The sequence below is a fragment of the Streptomyces sp. NPDC006012 genome, assembly GCF_042871185.1.
In the GTDB taxonomy this organism is placed as follows: Bacteria; Actinomycetota; Actinomycetes; order Streptomycetales; family Streptomycetaceae; genus Streptomyces.
The window spans coordinates 330,014-347,631 of sequence record NZ_JBIAIE010000006.1 but is presented as its reverse complement, the minus strand read 5'-3'; the positions used below and the strand labels follow the sequence as shown (position 1 = coordinate 347,631).

The window sequence follows — 17,618 nt, the reverse complement described above, 5'->3', positions numbered from 1 at the left end:
CCCCGGGGTCCGTGACGGTGCGGTCATCGCGTCGGTACCGGCGCACCCCGCCCGGTCACCGGCATCCGCCGGGTCGGCCCCGCGGCGTCCTCGGCGGCCCTTTGCGTCCGCGCGGATCAGCCCTCCTTCCAGACGACCACGGTCAGCACGGCGCTGCTGACGGTGACCGGGGCCTTGGCCTGGTTGAGCAGCCGCACGCGCATCCCGTGCCCCTTGCCGAGCCGTTTCGTCAACGGGATCACGGCGAAGGTCCCGTCGGCGGTGCCGATGATCTCGTGGATGGGGTGGTCGGCCTGGTGCGTGTCGCCGTTGTACTCGGACATCCGGGCCTGGACGACCGCGCCGGCCGGCAGCCCGGCGAGGTGCAGGCTGATGCTGCCGGTGAAGCGGGCCGGACCGCGCGCCCAGACGCTGCCGCCGGTGACGTGGTCACCGGTCTCGTCGGTCCACTCGTCGGTGAACTCGATCGAGTCCCACCCGCCGGGGCGGAGCGTGTAGGGCTTGGCGAGCCCGAGGTTCACGTACTGGGGCATGTCGTCCTCCTCGGAGGTGTCGCCCGCGGCCCAGGCGCGCAGACCCGCCTCGGACAGATAGGCGATGGATCGGTCAAGGGGCTGGCTGGTGAACTGCCAAACGAGCGGGGGCCGTCCGTGTGGCTCGGGCCGGGCCGCGGCCTCCGCCTTGCTGTAGGGGGCGGCGCCCCAGGGGTAGGCCGGGTACCACAGGGGAATGCCGGTGGGCACGTGGCCGGCGGCGAGGTCGTCGCCGCTGGTGTAGATCCCGACGCGCTGCCCGGGGAACGCCTTCCGTACGGCGGCGATCCAGCTGGCGACCCAGGTCCTGATCTGGGCCGCGCTGCGGCCGCTGTAGTTGCGGCCGTCCGAGTAGCGTTCGAGGTCCAGCCAGTGCGTGAACCCCTTCTTCGCGTGGGGCCTGACCGCGCCGATGTAGTTCGCGGCCTCCTGTGCGACGTCCTGGTTGGGCCAGGCGAAGTGGTAGGCGCCGGGCACCAACCCGGCCTTGACGATCCCAGTGATGTGGTTCTCGAATTTCGGGTCCCGGGTGTGCTGGCCTTCGCTGGCTTTGGCGAAAGCGAACACGACGCCGTCGTTCTTGTGGGCGGCCCAGTCCTGGGTGCCCTGATGGGCGGACACGTCCATGCCACGGCAGGTGGCCATCCGCACCTCCTTCTGTGTCTGGCGCAGCGCGGATACTACGCGGGCCCGGACAACGCCCAGGCCACAACTGACGTGCCCGCGGCGCTGCTTGAGGTGCACGTGCAGTTGATCGAAGTTGTCGTCACGGTGGTTGCGGCGGCCTGTCGAGGGGCGGACGGCCAGGTGCACCACCGGGCCGCGGGTCGGAACACGACGGCGGAGGCGTTCGCAGTTCCGCCGGTGTTCGCCACGGCGACCGGGCCGGCCGCCGGGAGAGTGATACCCATAAGGGCGGTGGCGCGCTCCCGTGTTGATTCGGCCGACGGTGAAGTCGGCGGCGACGTCGGACCGGACGGTGCGTCGTCGCCGTCCGCGCTGTGGTGCCCCGAGGGCGGGCGGCGCGGTCGAGGGCCGTCGAGAGCGGTGGCATGGTCAGGCCACAGTCGACGGCTGCCCCGGCGACGGCTCCGTCCCGGCCGCCGGGTGTCCGGACGGGGTCGACGACTCCTTCGTGGCCGCCGGGTGTCCGGGCGGCGTCGCGTCACCGGCGCACAGGGCACGGGCGAGTGCGGCGGCGCGGCGTACGGCGTCGGACAGTGCCTGGTCGGTGCTGGCGGCGGGCTCCGGGGCGGGCCCCAGACGGCGCAGGAAGGCGGTGGGGTCGTCGGGGTGGCGGAAGCCGGCGTGCGCGGTGAGGGCGTCGGGGGCGGCGGTGTAGAACCGGTCGGCGGGCAGCGCGTCCAGCGGCAGGTCGGACGGCCGGGGCTCCGGTTCCACGGCGGCCGGGCGGCCGGTCCGGGCCGCCCGCAGGTCCGCGAGCAGAGCGGTCCGGTCGCGGCCGCGCAGGGCGAGCAGGACGAAGGGGTCGCGGTCGAGGCGGGCGGCCAGCAGGTAGTGGACGGCGATGGCGTGGACGCACGGGCTCGGGTCGCCGCCGCAACTGCACTCCGAGGCGATCTCCGCGGGTCGGGGGGCGAGGGAGGAGCCGGTGGCGCGCAGGCAGTCGTCGAGGTCAGCGGGCAGCCGCCCGTCGAGCAGGGCGGCGGCGTGGCGCACCTGTCCGGCCAGCGTGCCGAGGACCGTGTGCCACTCGTCCTCGGTGAAGGTCCGCAGCCGCAGCGCGACTTGGTGGCGCCGCCGGCCCTGGTCGACGTGGGCCGTCGCCGCCCCCGGGCCGGTCACCAGCTCCGTGACGGCACCCTTGCGGGCGAGGGAACGGCCGCGGACCAGCCGCGGGTTGGGGTAGGTGGCGCCCAGCGACTCCAGCGCGCGCACCCAGCTCCGGCCCCAGGCGGTGGTGCCGAATTTCAGGTCCGTCATTCGCACTCCCCCTGGTCGGTGAGATCGACGAGGGAGCGCAGCGCCTCGTCGCTCAGCTCGGTCAGCCAGGTCTCCCCGGTGCCGACGACGGACTCGGCGAGGGAACGCTTGCGCTCCAGCAGATCCGCCACGCGTTCCTCCAGGGTGCCTGCGGTCACCAGCTTGTATACGTTGACGGGTCTGGTCTGGCCGATCCGGTGGGCCCGGTCGGTGGCCTGGTCCTCCACCGCCGGGTTCCACCACCGGTCGTAGTGGAACACCTGGGTGGCGCGGGTGAGGTTGAGGCCGAAGCCGCCCGCGCGGAGACTGACGAGCAGCAGCGGAGGGGCGTCCTCGTCCGTCTGGAAGGCCGCGACCATCCGGTCCCGGGCGTCGGTGGACGTGCCGCCGTGCAGGAACGGCACGTCGGGCAGGCCGAGTTCGGCGCCGAGGTGCGCGGCGAGCAGGTCCCCGGTCACCCGGTACTGGGTGAACACCAGGGCCCGTTCCCCGGAGGGCAGCACCTCGGCCAGCATCTCGGTCAGCCGGTCCAGCTTGCCGGAACGGCCGGCCGGCGCACCGCCGCGGCCTGTGTACTGGGCGGGGTGGTTGCAGATCTGTTTGAGCGCGGTGAGCAGCGCGAGAATCCGTCCGCGCCGGGCGACACCTTCCCCGAATCCGTGCCGCAGTGCGGCGGCGACGGCCTGCCGGTACAGCGTGGCCTGTTCGGCGGTGAGCGCGCACGCCACCACGGACTCCACCTTGGGCGGCAGGTCGGCGGCCACCTCGGCCTTGACCCGGCGCAGCAGGAAGGGTGCCACGGTACGGCGCAGCCGCTGGGCCGCGTCCGGGTCCCGGGACCGCTCCACGGGCACCACGAAGCGTTCCTTGAAACGCGTGTAGGGGCCGAGCAGACCGGGGTTGGCGAACCGCATGATGGACCAGAGGTCGGTGAGGCGGTTCTCCACGGGCGTTCCGGTGAGCGCCACGCGGGCCGCGGCCGGCAGTCTGCGGGCCGCCCGCGCCGCCTGGGCGTCGGGGTTCTTGATCTGCTGGGCCTCGTCCAGGACGACGACGTCCCAGTCGACCGCGGCCAGCAGGCCGGCGTCGCGGCGCAGCACGGTGTACGTGGTGACCACGACCGCGCCGGGTGCGAACTGGTCAGCCCGGGTGGCCCGGTGCTGTCCGTGGTGGCGCAGGACGGGCAGCGCGGGGGCGAACCGGGCGAGTTCGCGTTCCCAGTTGCCGGCCACAGAGGTGGGGCAGACGACGAGGTGGGGGCGGTCGCCGAAGCGGCCCGCGAGCAGGCAGATGGTCTGCAGGGTCTTGCCCAGTCCCATGTCGTCGGCGAGCAGGGCGCCGAGCCCGGCCTCGGCGCGGGACTGCAGCCACGCCACGCCCCGGCGCTGGTAGTCGCGCAGCAGCGCGTCGACGCCGACGATCCGGGGTTCGCGCGTGGACTCGGCCGATCGCAGCCTGCGCAGCCGTTCCTCGGCCACGCCTTCCGCGACGACGTGCACCTCGCCCAGTTCCGCGGTGTCCAGACGGCCGGCCAGGGCGGCGGCCAGCGCCTCGGACCCGGTGGGGCCGCCGTCCCGGTCGAGAAGCGCGCGCAGCCTGGCCGCCCGTTCGGGGTCGACGTGGACCCAGCGGTCCCGGAAGCGCACCAGGGGCTGCCGGGCGGCGGCGAGGCCGTCGAACTCCGCACGGGTCAGCGGCTCGTCGCCGAGGGCGGCCTGCCAGTGGAATCCGGCGCTCGCCGCTCCGCCGGCGGAACCGCTCGTCTCCCCCTCCTCGAACCGGGCCCGCAGCCGCAGGGCGTGCCGTTGCGTCAGGCCGTCCGGAAGCAGCACCTCCATGCCCGCGCCGGTCAGCACGTCCACCCCGTGGGCCAGGAAGTCCGCGGCGGTCCGCGGATCCAGGCGGGCCGCGGTGGGGTGCCGCTCGGAGAGGCAGGCGTCGAGCGGCGGGAACAGCCGTGCGGCCTCGGCGAGACCGCGGACCAGCAGGTCCTGGGGCCCGGTGACGGTGTGCCCGCCGAGGACGAACGGCCCGCCGTCGTGCTCCCACACCTGCCGGGCGTCGACGGCCGCGCGATGACCGGCGGACCCGTCCTGGCCGGCGGCTCCGTCGAGTCCGCCTGGTCCAGCGGGCCCCGCGTGTCCCCCGGATCCCGTGGCGCACAGGCCGAAGTGCAGCGTCCATGTTCCGTCCGAGCCGTTCGAGTTGTCCGAGCCGTCCGGACCGTCTGTGCCGGCTGCGCCGACCGGGGTGTCGAGCCGGAAGCTGAGCCGGGCGTGCGGGGTGGGCAGCAGGGCGGGTGCCGACCAGTCCGCAAGGGCGGCGAAGGAGCTCGGCCCGGGCCCGTCCAGCCTGGGGTCGTCGCAGGTGAGCGCGGAGAGCCAGCGGGACGGCCAGCCGTTCCCCGCCGTCGGCTCTGGTCCGGGGAACGGCTCCGGCGGCCGCGCCTGTCGTACGACCGTGTCCGCCACCGCATCGCAGAAGGCGTCGAGCAGGTCGGCCGGGGACCACACCGTGGGCCCGTCGGCAGGACGCAGGGCATGCGCGGCGGGCGGCAGAGCGCGGGCGAGGGCTGCCAGCCGCTCGTCGTCCCCGGCGGCCAGGCGCCAGTGGGCGATCACGTCCGGCACATCGGCCGGACCGCCCGACCCACCACCCCGCCCCCGCGGACCGTCCACCGCAGCACCCCGACCGTTCGGGCCGCCCGACGCCCCCGTCGCGACCCCTGGGCCACCCGTCGCGCCGGATCCACCTGGCGATTCCGGTCCACCCGGGGGTTCAGATCCACCCCCCGTTCCCGATCCGCCCGGCTCCCCCGCATGGCCGTCCGTCCTGCGCAGCACCGGTACCAAGCGGCCCGCGGCGACGTGTTCGAGCGCCAGCTTCGCGGCCAGGCTCCACACCAGCAGGGAGGCGCCGGGACGGCGCCAGCCGGGCCAGTCGTCGGCCTCCGGCAGGGCGGCCAGCGCGGCGAGCGCCTCGCCGAGCGGCAGCAGCCGAGCCGGCACGCGCGCGGGGACGAGCCGGTCGCCGTCCGGGAGCGCGGTCGGCAGTGTGTACGGCTCGCCCGGCCCGGTGCCGAGGAGCCGGACGGCGGCGGCCCCCGGATCCTGCGTGCCCCACAGCACCAGGGCGCCCCGGAAGGGCGCGGTCCGGCAGGGGCGGAACGTGGCCTGCAGCCGGTCGGGCAGGAGCCGGGCGGCCGACGGGGCGGATTCGGTGGCGGTACGGGTCACTCGGGTCCGGTGCCTTCCCGGTCGGTCATCGTGATCAGGTTGCGCGCGGCCTCGCTGTCGTGCGGCGCCTCGCGCTCGTGCCCCAGCGCCTTGATCACCTTGTCCATGGCGGTGGTGACCGTCTGGACCTCCTCGGCGGTGAGGTGCTGGGAGAAGTGGCGGCGCACGCCGTCCAGGAAGACCGGGGCGTGCTCGGGGAAGATGCGCCGTCCGGAGTCGGTCAGGACGGCATACGTGGCACGGAGGTTGCCGGGGTCGCCCTGCCGCTCCACCAGGCCCTGCCGGGCCAACTGGGTGACCAGTTGGCTGATGCCGCTCTTGGAGACCAGCACCTGGCGGGCCAGGTCCTGCATCCGCAGCCGTCCGCCGGGCGCCGCTCCGAGCCTGGACAGCACCTCCCAGGCCGTCAGCGGGAGCCCCAGGCTCTGCTTCAGATCACGTTCCAGCGCCCGCACGACCAGGATCTGCGCCTTCCAGACCGACATCCAGGCGTCGAAGGCCTCGTCGACCAGCTCCGCCGCGCCCTCCGGCGCGCTCCCGGCCTCGGGCTCGCGCGCGCTTTTCGCTTTCTCTTTCACGCAGACCACCCTAACAGGCGAGTTCAGTACTGAACCATACACCGATGAACTCTGCTAGCGTGCAGACCATGAGTTCAGCACTGAACTGTTCCGTGGGGAATCAACCGGATCGGGCGGAGCGGGGGGAGCCGCGATGAGCGTGACCGCACAGGGCGAGGCCGGTGTGGAGGAGCGCGACGCCGCCGCCCGGCGCCGCTGGCTGGGACTCGCGGTCATGGTGGCCGGAGCCGCCATGGACCTGATCGACGTGAGCATCGTGACCGTGGCCATCCCCTCCGTACAGGCGGACATCGGGGCGGGCGGCACGGCGGCCGAGTGGATCGTGGCCGGCTACTCACTGGCCTTCGGCGTGCTGCTGGTCACCGGGGGCCGGCTGGGTGACGTCCACGGCTACCGCCGGATGTATCTGGCGGGCATCGCCGGTTTCGTCCTGGCCTCGCTCCTGTGCGGCCTCGCCCACGCGCCCTGGCTGCTGGTGGCGGCGCGGTTCGCGCAGGGCGGCTGCGCGGCCGTCATGACCCCGCAGATCCTCTCCATGATCCGGGTGCACTTCCCGCCCGCGGAACGGGCCAAGGCCAACGGCGTCTTCGCCGCCGCCGTGGGCCTGTCCATGGCCGCCGGTCCGCTGCTCGGCGGGCTGCTGCTGGAGGCCGACCTCGGCGGTCTCGGCTGGCGGGCCGTGTTCCTGATCAACCTGCCGATCGGTCTCGCCGTCCTGGCGGCCGCCTCCACGCTGCTGCCCCGCTACCGGGCGAAGCGGGCGGCCCGGCTCGACCCGGCCGGGGTGGCCCTGCTCACCGCCGCGCTGCTGGCGCTGCTCTACCCACTGGTCGAGGGGCGCGAACTGGGCTGGCCCTGGTGGTCCTTCGCGCTGATGGCCGCGGCACTGCCGCTGCTGGCGGCCTTCGCCCGGCACGAGGCGCGGCGCGCGGCCGGCGGCGCCGCCACCCGTTGATGAACTTGACGGCGACCTTGTAGCTGGCGTTGCACTCCCGCATCCACACGTCCTCGGCGATGCCGAGGAAGTCGAAGAAGGCGGTCTGCAGATTGGGGATGGTCGCCTCACCCACCCCCAGGGTCGGAATGTCGGGAGCGGCGAGAACGGTGATGTCCACCGTGCCGTTGAGCGCCTTTCCGAGGTAGGACGCGGCCATCCAGCCGGCGGTGCCACCGCCGAGGATCACGATTTTCCTGATCGCATCGTCCATCGCACGTCCTCGCGTTCGGGGCGGTCGTGTCCCGAAGGAGGCTAGGACCCGGCCGGATCACCGTGCACGCGTTCCGGCGCCCCGCCGTCCGCAGTCCGCCCGGATGCGCGGTGTGCTGTCCTGCCCGGCGCACGACACCGGCCGCCCGGCGCCGCGCATCCCCCGCGGTCCGGTGCCCCATGAGGGATGTGCGCCGCATCCGCCGCAGCCCGGCGGTTCACCGTGGCGCCGGGGGACGTGGGCCTTGCGGCAGTACCCGTTCGGGGTGGTGCAGCTACGGAGAGAGCGGGTGACAACGCCCGGGGTCGCTGCCCGCGACCGCGCCCCCGACATCGTTGTCGAAGGCGCGGCCTGCCCGGGACGCGGGCCTACGGGACGTAGCCGGCCCCGAGGAGGTACCGGACGCCGGGGAGTGCGGTCGGCCTACGGTGCGTAGACGGCGTCACTGCCGTACAGCTCCCTCGTGAACGCGGAGACGTCGGCGCTGCGATCGGCGCCGTCGAGGTTGTACGTCAGATAGACGCCATACCCCTCACCGACCGTGCGGCGGGCGAGGTCGGCGGCAGTGCTCTGCGAGGTCCTGCCGATCTCGACGGCCGCCGGCGACAGCTTCGACTTGGGCAGTGCGATGCCGGGGACCTGCCAGCTGCCGTAGTACGGGTTCCAGGCGTAGTCGAACTTGGACGAGACGTCGACGCCGCCGTAGGACAGGCGCGACGCGGCCGGGCCGATGTTGTAGAGGCTGATGATCTTGTCCGGCATGTTGGCGCGCAGCGCCGACACCAGGTACACGAACGAGCTGGCGTTGGGCTGACCGGTGCCGTTGTTGCCGTACTCGGCGTACTCGTCGTCGAAGTCGATGCCGTCGAGGCCGTACCTGGCCACGGAGTCCGACAGTTGTTTCGCGAACGTCGAAGCCGCCTGCTGGGAGGGGAAGTTGGCGAAGCCCGCGCCCTGGTGGTTGCCGAGCACCGAGAGGACGACCTTGATGCCCTGCTGCTGCAACGGACGTATCTGGGTGGCGGCGTTGTCGAGGACGTGTTGCACGTTCTCGTTGAAGTACAGGGTCGCCGCCTTCGCGCCCGTGTCGTAGTTGATGTTCGCCGCGAAGATCACGGCGACGTCGAAGACGTTGCCGCCGCCGTTGGCGAGGGTGTACTTGCCGACGTTCAGCATGCTGTTGTTGTTCACCTCGACGTACGCCACCGAGGTCGGTCCCTGTTTCGTGGGAGCGGGGGCCGCTGCCGCGCCGGTCGTGGCGGTCGCGCCGAAGGCGAGGGCCATAGCGGCCGAGAGCGCGAGCACGGCCGTCCGTACTCTGCTCCGCACCGGAGTGAACATCGTTGATCAGCCTCCCATCGCATGGAGCGGCGCCCGCCCTGTGCGCAAGCGCCGAGTGAACCCCCCGATCTTTCCGCTCCCGTGACCGAATCCCCAGAACCATGCGAGAACTCTTCACCACTCCCACGCACGTCGCGCCGTAACCCGGAGTCCGGGCAAGGGAGTTAATGCAACGCTCAGCCGCCGGACCGTCCCGGGCCTGCGACCGGCGGACACCGTTGGAGAGCAGCTTCGACGCGGCCACCGCCGGCGCGGACGAACCAGGCATGCACTCTGGTCACACAGGTTCAGCGCCGCACGCGCGGCATCCCCAGTCCGATCCACGAGATGATCTCGCGCTGGATCTCGTTGTTGCCGCCGCCGAAGGTGAAGATCACCGCCGAGCGGTAGCCGCGTTCCAGTTCGCCGTGCAGGACCGCGCCCGCCGAGCCTTCCCTGAGCGGGCCCGCCGCGCCGACGATCTCCATGAGCCAGGCGTAGGCGTCCCGGCGGGCCTCGGAACCGTACACCTTCACCGCGGAGGCGTCCTGCGGGGTGAGGCTGCCGTCCTGGACGGCGTTCACCATCCGCCAGTTCAGGAGCTTCATCGCGTCCAGCCTGGTGTGGGTCCGGGCCAGCCGGTTACGCACCCAGGGCAGGTCGACGACCCGGCGGCCGTCGGTGAGCCTGGTCTCCGCCGCCCAGCGCTGGACGTCGTGCAGCGCGCGGATCGCCATCGTGCCGTGGGCGGCGAGGGTGACGCGTTCGTGGTTGAGCTGGTTGGTGATCAGCCGCCAGCCCTGGTTCTCGGCGCCGACCCGGCGGGAGACGGGGACGCGGACGTCCTCGTAGTAACTGGCCGTGGTGTCGTGCGAGGCGAGGGTGTTGATCACGGTGCAGGTGTAGCCGGGGTCGGCGGTCGGCACCAGGAGCATGGTGATGCCCTTGTGCGGCGGGGCCTCGGGATCCGTACGCACGGCCAGCCACACCCAGTCCGCCGTGTCGCCGTTGGTGGTCCAGATCTTCTGCCCGTTGACCACGTACTCGTCCCCGTCACGCACGGCGCGGGTCTTCAGGGACGCAAGGTCCGTCCCGGCGTCCGGCTCGCTGTACCCGATGGCGAAGTCGATCTCGCCGGACAGGATCCGGGGCAGGAAGTAGCCCTTCTGCTCGTCGGTGCCGAACCGCATCAGGGTCGGGCCGACCGTGTTCAGCGCCATGAGCGGCAGCGGTACGCCGACCTGCGCGGCCTCGTCGAAGAAGATGAACTGCTCCATCGCCGTAAGCCCGCGCCCGCCGTACTCCTCGGGCCAGCCCACACCGAGCCAGCCGTCCGTGCCGAGCCGCCGGATCGTCTCACGGTAGAACCGCTTCTGCGCCGTGGGGTCCGCGTAGCGCGCGTACGCGTTGTCCGGCACCAGCTCGGCGAAGTAGGCGCGCAGTTCGGTGCGCAGCCGCTGCTGCTCGGGCGTGTGGTCGAGATGCACGGCGCCTCCAGGCTCCCGATGGCCGGTCCTGACGGCGCACACCGTAGAACGTGTTACAGAAATTGTGAATGGCACGCCTCGAAGGAAGTCTCAGTCCAGCAGCGCGACGAAGTCGGCGCAGGCCCGGGCGCACACCCGGCACGCCTCCGCCGTCGACTGCGCGCCCGGCCGCCCGCCGAACGCCAACGCACTGTCGGCGCAGACGGCGCGGCACCACTCCAGCTGGACCCGGACTCCGGACTCGTCCTGGCAGTCCTGCTCGGACAGCATGCGACAGGTGGTGTCGCACACCTCCGCGCACAGAATGCCCTGCCGCCGAGCCCGCTCCGGCCCGTCACTCCCGTCCGGATCCAGCAGGCTCACCCGCAGCGCACACGCCCGCGCGCACTCGGTGCACGCCTGTGCACAGGCGAAGCGGTCCTCAAGGAAGCGATACAGCTCCTGCTCGGAAGTCCTCTGTGTCACACGCCCCGGGTTGCCCCGGCGAGGCGGGTGAAACCCGGGCGGCGGGATCGCTTCCCGCCGGCTGTTCATTTCACCCACCGCCGACTGTTCACGAGGAGCACTGAGCGTCCAGAATGAGATGTGTCCGATTCACCCCGTTTATGGAGGGGTAGGTCAGCGCTATGAGCACACATTCGATACAGATGGCCGCGCCGAGCGGCCTGTGGAGTCTCGCGCTGTTCGCGGTGGCCGTCGCCGTCCTGGCGGTGCTCGCCGGCAGCTTCTGGCTGGGCTCCCGGGTCAAGTTCCGCGAACCGCCCCGGCCGCGCCCCGACGAACAGCCGCAGCTGCCCCCGGGCGGTGCGGTGCGCGAGATCCGGGAGAACCGCGAGTCCGAAGAGGTGCCGAAAACGCTCGACGGCCGCCGTCCGCTCACCCCGTACGAGCTGAGCAACCAGCAGACCCGGTCGAGCACGACCCAGGAACGGCCACGCTGGAGCAAGGGCTCCAGCGGCTCGTTCGGCGGGGGCGGCCTGGGCGCCCACTGACCGGCACCCGCCCATCCCCCGGCGGCAGCCACAAGGCATCCGTACGGTCCTCGCTCCGCCCCTGCCCTGGGAGGTCGCCACGCCCAGCAGACCCCGGGGCCGGGGAGGCGAACACGGCTACGAACCCGCCCGCCCGGCGTCGAGGCGCCCGACATGGGCCACATTGCCCCGGTCCTCGGCGTCGTCACTGGGCCCGGTCGCGAACCAGGCGTCCAGGATCTCCTTGAGGACTGGCTCGGAGGTCAGGCGCAGACCGAGGGCCAGGACGTTGGCGTCGTTCCAGCGTCGGGCGCCTGCGGCGGTGTAGGCGTCCGTGCACAGCGCCGCACGGACGCCGGGAACCTTGTTCGCCGCGATCGAAGCGCCGGTACCGGTCCAGCAGCACACGACGGCCTGGTCCGCCGCCCCGGCGGCCACGTCCCGGGCCGCCGCCTCCGCACAGACCGCCCACTGAGGGTCCGCTCCGGGCTCCAGCGCCCCGTGCGCGCGCACCTCGTGCCCGCGTTCGCGCAGTTCCGCGACGAGGAGACGGGCGACGGGTGCGTCCGTGTCCGAGGAGACAGAGATCAGCATGCCGCGGAGCCTAATCGACCGTCGGGCCCGCGCCCACTGCTCGGGGTCGACCGGGGCCGGTCCGGAGCAAGGCCCGGACCGGCCGCGCCGTCAGGTAGCGGCGGGGGCGGGGGTGGCGAAGTAGTGGCCCTTGTCGAGGTCGTCGAGGAGGCCGGGGTGGACGGGCCGCCAGTCGATCAGTTCGCGGGTCAGGGCGTTCGAGGCCGGTATGTCGGACCCGAGGAAACCGGCCAGCCAGCCGAAGTGCCCGGCCGCCTCCTCGGGGGCCACGGACGTCACCGGCAGATCGAGGTGACGGCCGATGACCTCGGCGATGTCGCGGATCGCGACGCCTTCGTCGGCGACGCCGTGCAGCACCGAACCCGCGGGGGCCCGCTCGACCGCGAGCTGGAACATCCGTGCCGCGTCGAGGCGGTGGACGGCCGGCCAGCGGTTCGCGCCGTCGCCGATGTAGCCGGAGACACCCTTGGCGCGGGCGACGGCGACCAGGGACGCCATGAACCCGGCGTCCCCGTCGCCATGGCAGGTCGGAGAGAGCCGGACCACGCAGGAGCGCACGCCGCGCGCGGCGAGTGCGAGCACCGCCATGGAGGTGGCCATGCGGGCGGAAGCCGGTGAGCCGTCGGCGGCCGGCATGTCCTGCTCGGTCGCCACGCGCCCCGGACCGAGGCCGGCCACGCCGGAGGCGAGGACGAAAGGACGGCCGGTACCGGCGAGTGCTTCGCCGAGGGCGTCGACGGCACGGCGGTCGGCTTCGGCGGCACCCTGGAAGTTCCCGCTGAAGGCGATGTCGTGCTTGAAGGCGAGGTGGACCACGCCGTCCGACGCGGCCGCGGCACCGGCCAGCACGTCGTGGTCGTCGACGGTGCCCCGGACCGTCTCCGCTCCGGCGGCGGTGAGGGCGGCGGCGGAGGCGTCGGAGCGGGCGAGCCCGACGACCTGGTGCCCCGCGGCGATGAGTTCGGGAACGAGTGCGGAGCCGATCCAGCCGGACGCTCCGGTCACGAAGATGCGCATGAACAAACACCCCAGACCTTGAAGTCAGTGACTGTCATCGACCGTAGCATGCGATGTCAGGCACTGCCATCACGTAGGATCTGCGCATGGGCAGATGGGAGCCGGATGCGCGCGGACGCCTGGCCGAGGCGGCGTTGGAGCTCTACAGCGAGCGGGGCTACGAGCAGACCACGGTGGCGGAGATCGCCGGCCGGGCCGGTCTGACCGAGCGGACCTTCTTCCGGCACTACGCCGACAAGCGCGAGGTGCTGTTCGGCGGCTCGGACCTGCTCCAGGACCTGTTCGTGAACGGGGTCGCCGGGACTCCCCTGTCCGCCGCGCCGGTCGACGCGCTGACGGCGGGGCTCACGGCGGCCTGCGCGGTCTTCACCGACCGGCGCGATCTCGCGCGGCGGCGACAGGCCGTCATCGCGGCCAACCGGGAACTGCGGGAACGCGAGCTGACCAAGCTCGCCACCCTGTCGGCCGCGGCCGCCGACGCCCTGCGCGGGCGCGGTGTCGGGGAGCCCGCCGCGAGCCTGACCGCCGAAATGGGGGTCGCCGTCTTCAAGGTCGGCTTCGCACGCTGGATCGCGGCGGACGACGAACGCGAGCTGGGCGACTGGCTGAGGGAGTCGCTGGACGGGATGCGGGACCTGACGGCCGGCGGCCGGGCCGAGCCGTAATCGTGACCGATCGGTGAGACCGTCCGCCCGTACGAGCCGACGAGCGGATGGGCAGGCGAGCGGGTGGCCGGACAGGCCGAGGGGGCGAGAACCGGTTTCGGCGGCCCGGACGGCCGGTGCGGGCCGGCCGGCAGCGCACACGCAGCACCGCGGGTCCGCGCCCGGACAGGGCACGGACCCGGGGCCCGTCCGTGATCAGGTTCAGGTGAATGCGTGATCAGGTGTGGTCCGTGATCAGGTGTAGCTGAGTTCCGCTCAAGGACCGATTCGAGCACCGTTGATACCGGGTGAGTATGAATTGGGCCAAGGCCCGACGGCGCCCGGTCCTTCCGGCGGTGACGGGCGGTTCAGGAGTGCGGGGCACGGAGCGCCAGTACGGCGATGTCGTCGTGGCCGTCGCTGGGGTGCTGGTCGGCCAGGGCTTCGACGAATTCCTGCAAGGGCAGAGCGGCGTGCCTGGTGGCGAGGGCGGCGAGGCGCTCCAGCCCCGTCTCGATCGGGTGCCGAAGGTGCTCGACGAGGCCGTCGGTGAAGAGGATCACCGTGGATCCCCCGGGCAGGAGGCAGGTGTGGTCGGTGCGCGGCACGGAGGTGTCGATGCCGAGCGGCAGGTCGGGGTCGGCGATCAGGTACCGGGTGCGGCCGTCGGGGGTGAGCAGCAGGGGCGGGAGGTGACCCGCGGTGCTCCAGCTCAGCCGCCAGTTGCCCGGCGGGGCGGGGTCGATGCGGGCGAGGCACGCCGTGGTGAACGGCTGCTCGGTGAGCACCTGGAGCGCCCCGTCGAGGTGGGCGAGGACGGCGGCGGGCAGGGTGCGCTGGCCGTAGAGGAGAACGCGCAGCATGTTGCGGATCTGGGCCATGGCGGCCGCGGCTTGCAGGTCGTGTCCGGCGACGTCGCCGATGACGGCCGCGCAGGCATCGTCGGGAACCAGGAGGGCGTCGTACCAGTCGCCGCCGATGTGGCCCGGTGTGACGGCGGCACGATAGGCCGCGGCGGCTTCGAAGGGGCGCAGTTCCGGCAGGCTCGGCAGCAGGAGCCGCTGGAACAGCTCGGCGTCGAGCCGGGTCTGCCGGTAGAGGCGGGCGTCGTCGATGGCCAGGCCCGCGGCGCCGGCGAGCGAGGCGATGAGCGCCTCGTCATGGGTGTTGAAGGGCTTCCCGTCGCGTCGGTCGGCGACGTAGAGGTCTCCGTAGATCTTGCCGCGTGTGCTGATCGCGGCTCCGAGCAGGGACCGCATCGGCGGGTGGCCGGGCGGGAATCCGACCGCGTCCGGATGGGCGGCGATGTCATTGACGCGCAGCGGTTCGGGGACGGCGATGAGGCGTCCGAGCAGGCCACGGCCGCGCGGGAATTCGACGCCGGCCAGGTCGGCCCGCTCCTGATCCGACAGACCCGCCGAGATGAACCGTACGAGGGTCTCGCCCTTCGCGTCGAGGACGCCGAGGGCGGCGTAGCGGGCACCGACCAGTTCCATCGCGGTGTCGACGATCAGCTTCAACAGCACCGACAGGTCCACGTTCCGGCCGAGGACAGCCTCGTACAGCTCGTGCAACCGGTCCTGTGCCCGGGCCAGCGACCGGAGCTGTTCGGCGATCACCTCCAGCTCCACGCCCAGCCGCTGCCGTGGCGAGTCGTCCGGCGTCCCTGAGGTGTCCGGTTCTTCTGCCATCACCGGCGGCCGTCCGTCCGCTGCCCGCTCCCGGTGACGCTCATGTGAAAACCGCTCACACGATCTGTTCCCGTACGCCTGTTGCACCCCATGGACTCCCTGCCCCGACCGTGCCCGACAGTCCGCACAGCGTGACCCGCCGAACGGCACGACACCGGGCATTGCACCGATAGCGGTATGTCACACATGATCGGAGCGCCTGTGCCGCCGCCCGGCCGGTGGCACGATCCGGTGGTCATCCTTCTCCGGCGAGGCGCCGCTGTTCGAGATAGATGCCGGTGAAGACCGCGACCTTGGCGCGCAAAACCCAGGGGTCGAAGGGTTTGCCGATGTAGTCGACCGCGCCGGCGGCATAGCCCCGGGCGGAGTGTTCGGGATCGGTTCCCATCGCGGTGAGGAAGATGATGGGGACGTCATGGGTGCGGGGGCGCCGTTTGATGTGGGCGGCGGTCTCGTAGCCGTCCATGTCGGGCATCTGGACGTCCATGATGATCACGGCGAAGTCGTCGTGGTCGAGCAGGGCCTTGAGGGCTTCGCGACCGGAGGAGACGGAGACCAGTTCCTGGTCGAGCGTGGCCAGGACGGCGGTCATGGCCAGCAGGTTGTCCGCCTGGTCGTCGACGATGAGGACCTTGGGCATGACCTGGGAGACGGCCGGTGACACGGCCGCGGCGGGCTGCGGGATCTGCTCGACCGCGTCGAGTTGGCGTTCCAGCAGCGTGCAGCGTTGTTCGGCCTCGTCGCGCTGGTTCTGCGCCTCCCGCAGCAGGGCCGCCAGGCGGGTGACCTCGTCCTGCAGCTGATCGCGTTCGTGGAGCAGGTCGGTGACGTCGGGGCCGGCGGCGGCCAGCCGGTCGGCGCGTTCGCGTTCCGCGGCCCAGTCCGCTTCCAACTGGTTCAGGCGCACCTCCAGGTCGGCGATGCGGTGTTTGCGGTCCAGCAGCGCGTCGCTCAGCGCGTCGCCGCGTGCGGTCGAACGGCGTGAGACGCGGTCCGCTTCGGCGAGTTGCTGCTCCAGCACCTCGACCGCGTGGCGGGGCGAGACACTGGTCGCGACGGCCGCCCGGTGCAGGCGGCGCACCAGCTCGATGGCGTCCGGGGTGGCGGCCATGCCCCGGTGTTCGGCGGCGTCCGTGAACAGGTCCATCACCACTTCCCAGGGCGGGACGCGGCTGCCGCCGAGGTAGCGCGAGAACGTACCGGGGTCGCGCAGCCGACGGGCCGCGTAGCGGCGGACCGAGACGTCCAGGCTCTCGAACAACTCGCGCAGTGCCATGGCCAGGGCACGCGACTCCGGTGTCAGGTCCGAGGGCAGCGGACGCAGGTCACCCACGGCCCTTCCCGCCCTTCGCGCGCACCTCGCGCGGGGCAGGACCGGGCCGGCCTGGGTCCGGTGCGATCACCTGGTTGAACACCGGCAGGGACCCGCCCGCCGCGGCGAGCCCGGCGAGCAGGCCGCCCGCCACCCCGTCGCCGGCCAGCGCCGACAGCAGTCCCGCGGCCACACCGGCCAGCGCCGCCAGTAAGAGCACCAACGCGGCCCGCACCGACACGAGCGAACGATCCATCGAACCTGCCTCTCCTCACCCCGGCCGCACACCGGCCGGGACGGCACGGCCCCCGGACGGGCCCACCGCGCGATGAGCAACACAATGACGGCAGGTGAATCCGTTGCGCCGGGCAACCGGCAAACCGGCAACATCCGCGGTCCGTTGCCGCCGCCGCGTGCCGTCCGCAACGCACCCGGTCCGAGGTCAGGGCCGACGCACGGCAGGTGTTGCGGCAACACCCGGACACTCACGTCCACCCGCATCACCCGCATCACTCGCATCACTCGCACACCCGCATCGCCCGCATCGCCGCATCGCCGCATCGCCGCATCGCCCGCATGCAGGGTGTCGGAGTCCGGCCGGACCGGCGGAGGCGGGTTCGCCCGCGCCGTCGGACCGGTCGTCGCCCACGCTGTGCGCGCCCGGATCCGGCCGCCGCTGGTGGATGAGGGCATCCGATGGGTGAGGGCGTCGCTTCGGGGCACTCGGGAATGAGCAGCCAACGGCAGGAGGCACATCATGATTGCCCTCGGCGTCATCCTGCTCATCATCGGTTTCCTCACAGGCATCGCGATCCTGTGGACCATCGGCATCATCCTGGCCGTGATCGGCGTCGTCCTGTGGCTCCTGGGAACCATGGGCCACGCGGTCGCCGGGCGACGTCACTACTGGTGAGCGGCACGACCATACGTGCGCGCCACATCAGTGCGTGCACATCACCGCCCTGCGTGCACGTCACAACCGTGCGTGCACATCACCGCCCTGCATGAGCGTCACCGCCCTGCATGAGCGTCGCGCATCTGCGTGAAGGTCACCGCGTTCTCGTCCGTCTGCGACCCCGGCAT

General features: G+C 72.4%; 16 protein-coding genes and 1 pseudogene. 4 read left to right on the top strand and 13 right to left on the bottom strand.

Going from position 1 to position 17,618, the window contains the following annotated elements; translation table 11 throughout:
* Positions 1–116 precede the first annotated feature (116 nt).
* The 4 genes from ACFYPJ_RS15020 to ACFYPJ_RS15005 form a co-directional block, all read right to left on the bottom strand.
* A complete protein-coding gene (locus ACFYPJ_RS15020; RefSeq protein WP_389015922.1) occupies positions 117–1,178 on the bottom strand; it encodes a glycoside hydrolase family 25 protein in 1,062 nt (353 codons plus the stop codon).
* 411 nt (positions 1,179–1,589) lie between these two features.
* A complete protein-coding gene (locus tag ACFYPJ_RS15015) occupies positions 1,590–2,477 on the bottom strand; it encodes a hypothetical protein (RefSeq protein WP_389015919.1) in 888 nt (295 codons plus the stop codon).
* The gene (locus ACFYPJ_RS15010) at positions 2,474–5,713 is read right to left on the bottom strand and encodes a DEAD/DEAH box helicase (RefSeq protein ID WP_389015917.1); all 3,240 of its coding nucleotides are present in this window, start codon (positions 5,711–5,713) and stop codon (positions 2,474–2,476) included. The genes ACFYPJ_RS15015 and ACFYPJ_RS15010 overlap by 4 nt, the downstream gene beginning before the upstream one ends.
* The gene (locus ACFYPJ_RS15005) at positions 5,710–6,291 is read right to left on the bottom strand and encodes a MarR family winged helix-turn-helix transcriptional regulator (RefSeq protein ID WP_389015914.1); all 582 of its coding nucleotides are present in this window, start codon (positions 6,289–6,291) and stop codon (positions 5,710–5,712) included. Before ACFYPJ_RS15005 ends, ACFYPJ_RS15010 begins: the two co-directional genes overlap by 4 nt.
* Before the next feature lie 133 nt (positions 6,292–6,424).
* Here ACFYPJ_RS15005 and ACFYPJ_RS15000 point away from each other — a divergent pair, with 133 nt between their 5' ends.
* Positions 6,425–7,246 (top strand): MFS transporter, encoded by an 822-nt coding sequence (locus ACFYPJ_RS15000; protein WP_389015911.1) that lies wholly within the window; start codon positions 6,425–6,427, stop codon positions 7,244–7,246.
* A gap of 37 nt (positions 7,247–7,283) precedes the next feature.
* Here the strand turns inward: ACFYPJ_RS15000 and ACFYPJ_RS14995 are convergent.
* The 4 genes and pseudogenes from ACFYPJ_RS14995 to ACFYPJ_RS14980 all read right to left on the bottom strand — a co-directional run.
* A pseudogene (locus ACFYPJ_RS14995) lies at positions 7,284–7,445 on the bottom strand (tryptophan 7-halogenase); the annotation flags it as partial.
* A gap of 477 nt (positions 7,446–7,922) precedes the next feature.
* Complete coding sequence (locus tag ACFYPJ_RS14990; RefSeq protein ID WP_389015908.1) at positions 7,923–8,840, bottom strand: endo-beta-N-acetylglucosaminidase H; 918 nt, start codon at positions 8,838–8,840, stop codon at positions 7,923–7,925.
* Positions 8,841–9,127: 287 nt separating this feature from the next.
* Positions 9,128–10,306 (bottom strand): acyl-CoA dehydrogenase family protein, encoded by a 1,179-nt coding sequence (locus ACFYPJ_RS14985; protein WP_389015906.1) that lies wholly within the window; start codon positions 10,304–10,306, stop codon positions 9,128–9,130.
* Between the two features lie 90 nt (positions 10,307–10,396).
* On the bottom strand, positions 10,397–10,771 hold the full coding sequence (locus tag ACFYPJ_RS14980) for a ferredoxin (protein ID WP_389015903.1): 375 nt from the start codon (positions 10,769–10,771) through the stop codon (positions 10,397–10,399).
* Positions 10,772–10,932: 161 nt separating this feature from the next.
* Here ACFYPJ_RS14980 and ACFYPJ_RS14975 point away from each other — a divergent pair, with 161 nt between their 5' ends.
* Entirely contained in the window at positions 10,933–11,298 is a 366-nt protein-coding gene (locus ACFYPJ_RS14975) for a DUF6479 family protein (protein WP_389015900.1), read from the top strand.
* A 117-nt stretch (positions 11,299–11,415) separates the two neighbouring features.
* On the opposite strand, the gene ACFYPJ_RS14970 is transcribed toward ACFYPJ_RS14975, so the two are convergent.
* Both ACFYPJ_RS14970 and ACFYPJ_RS14965 read right to left on the bottom strand, forming a co-directional pair.
* Positions 11,416–11,871: an RpiB/LacA/LacB family sugar-phosphate isomerase gene (locus ACFYPJ_RS14970; RefSeq protein ID WP_389015897.1), complete on the bottom strand. Its 456-nt coding sequence runs from the start codon at positions 11,869–11,871 to the stop codon at positions 11,416–11,418.
* 90 nt (positions 11,872–11,961) lie between these two features.
* Positions 11,962–12,888 carry an SDR family oxidoreductase gene (locus ACFYPJ_RS14965; protein WP_389015894.1) on the bottom strand — a complete coding sequence of 309 codons (927 nt, stop codon included), beginning with the start codon at positions 12,886–12,888 and terminating at the stop codon, positions 11,962–11,964.
* 86 nt (positions 12,889–12,974) lie between these two features.
* On the opposite strand from ACFYPJ_RS14965, the gene ACFYPJ_RS14960 reads away from it, so the two are divergent.
* Positions 12,975–13,553, top strand: a complete 579-nt coding sequence (locus tag ACFYPJ_RS14960) for a TetR/AcrR family transcriptional regulator (protein WP_389015891.1) — start codon at positions 12,975–12,977, stop codon at positions 13,551–13,553.
* 347 nt (positions 13,554–13,900) lie between these two features.
* Here the strand turns inward: ACFYPJ_RS14960 and ACFYPJ_RS14955 are convergent, their stop codons facing one another.
* From ACFYPJ_RS14955 to ACFYPJ_RS14945, 3 genes are all read right to left on the bottom strand, one after another.
* Positions 13,901–15,223, bottom strand: a complete 1,323-nt coding sequence (locus tag ACFYPJ_RS14955; protein ID WP_389015890.1) for a PP2C family protein-serine/threonine phosphatase — start codon at positions 15,221–15,223, stop codon at positions 13,901–13,903.
* A 235-nt stretch (positions 15,224–15,458) separates the two neighbouring features.
* Positions 15,459–16,556: a response regulator gene (locus ACFYPJ_RS14950; RefSeq protein WP_389015888.1), complete on the bottom strand. Its 1,098-nt coding sequence runs from the start codon at positions 16,554–16,556 to the stop codon at positions 15,459–15,461.
* On the bottom strand, positions 16,549–16,791 hold the full coding sequence (locus ACFYPJ_RS14945; RefSeq protein ID WP_389015885.1) for a hypothetical protein: 243 nt from the start codon (positions 16,789–16,791) through the stop codon (positions 16,549–16,551). Before ACFYPJ_RS14945 ends, ACFYPJ_RS14950 begins: the two co-directional genes overlap by 8 nt.
* A gap of 501 nt (positions 16,792–17,292) precedes the next feature.
* On the opposite strand from ACFYPJ_RS14945, the gene ACFYPJ_RS14940 reads away from it, so the two are divergent.
* On the top strand, positions 17,293–17,448 hold the full coding sequence (locus tag ACFYPJ_RS14940; RefSeq protein WP_389015882.1) for a DUF6131 family protein: 156 nt from the start codon (positions 17,293–17,295) through the stop codon (positions 17,446–17,448).
* The last annotated feature ends 170 nt before the right edge of the window (positions 17,449–17,618 follow it).

Bases quoted from the DNA above. Each gene is read 5' to 3' on its own strand.
- ACFYPJ_RS15000 (WP_389015911.1), top strand. From the start codon at position 6,425: ATGAGCGTGACCGCACAGGGCGAGGCCGGTGTGGAGGAGCGCGACGCC.
- ACFYPJ_RS14940 (WP_389015882.1), top strand. From the start codon at position 17,293: ATGATTGCCCTCGGCGTCATCCTGCTCATCATCGGTTTCCTCACAGGC.
- ACFYPJ_RS14990 (WP_389015908.1), bottom strand. From the start codon at position 8,840: ATGTTCACTCCGGTGCGGAGCAGAGTACGGACGGCCGTGCTCGCGCTC.
- ACFYPJ_RS15015 (WP_389015919.1), bottom strand. From the start codon at position 2,477: ATGACGGACCTGAAATTCGGCACCACCGCCTGGGGCCGGAGCTGGGTG.
- ACFYPJ_RS14960 (WP_389015891.1), top strand. From the start codon at position 12,975: ATGGGCAGATGGGAGCCGGATGCGCGCGGACGCCTGGCCGAGGCGGCG.
- ACFYPJ_RS14955 (WP_389015890.1), bottom strand. From the start codon at position 15,223: ATGGCAGAAGAACCGGACACCTCAGGGACGCCGGACGACTCGCCACGG.
- ACFYPJ_RS14975 (WP_389015900.1), top strand. From the start codon at position 10,933: ATGAGCACACATTCGATACAGATGGCCGCGCCGAGCGGCCTGTGGAGT.
- ACFYPJ_RS14965 (WP_389015894.1), bottom strand. From the start codon at position 12,888: ATGCGCATCTTCGTGACCGGAGCGTCCGGCTGGATCGGCTCCGCACTC.
- ACFYPJ_RS14945 (WP_389015885.1), bottom strand. From the start codon at position 16,791: ATGGATCGTTCGCTCGTGTCGGTGCGGGCCGCGTTGGTGCTCTTACTG.
- ACFYPJ_RS14970 (WP_389015897.1), bottom strand. From the start codon at position 11,871: ATGCTGATCTCTGTCTCCTCGGACACGGACGCACCCGTCGCCCGTCTC.
- ACFYPJ_RS15020 (WP_389015922.1), bottom strand. From the start codon at position 1,178: ATGGCCACCTGCCGTGGCATGGACGTGTCCGCCCATCAGGGCACCCAG.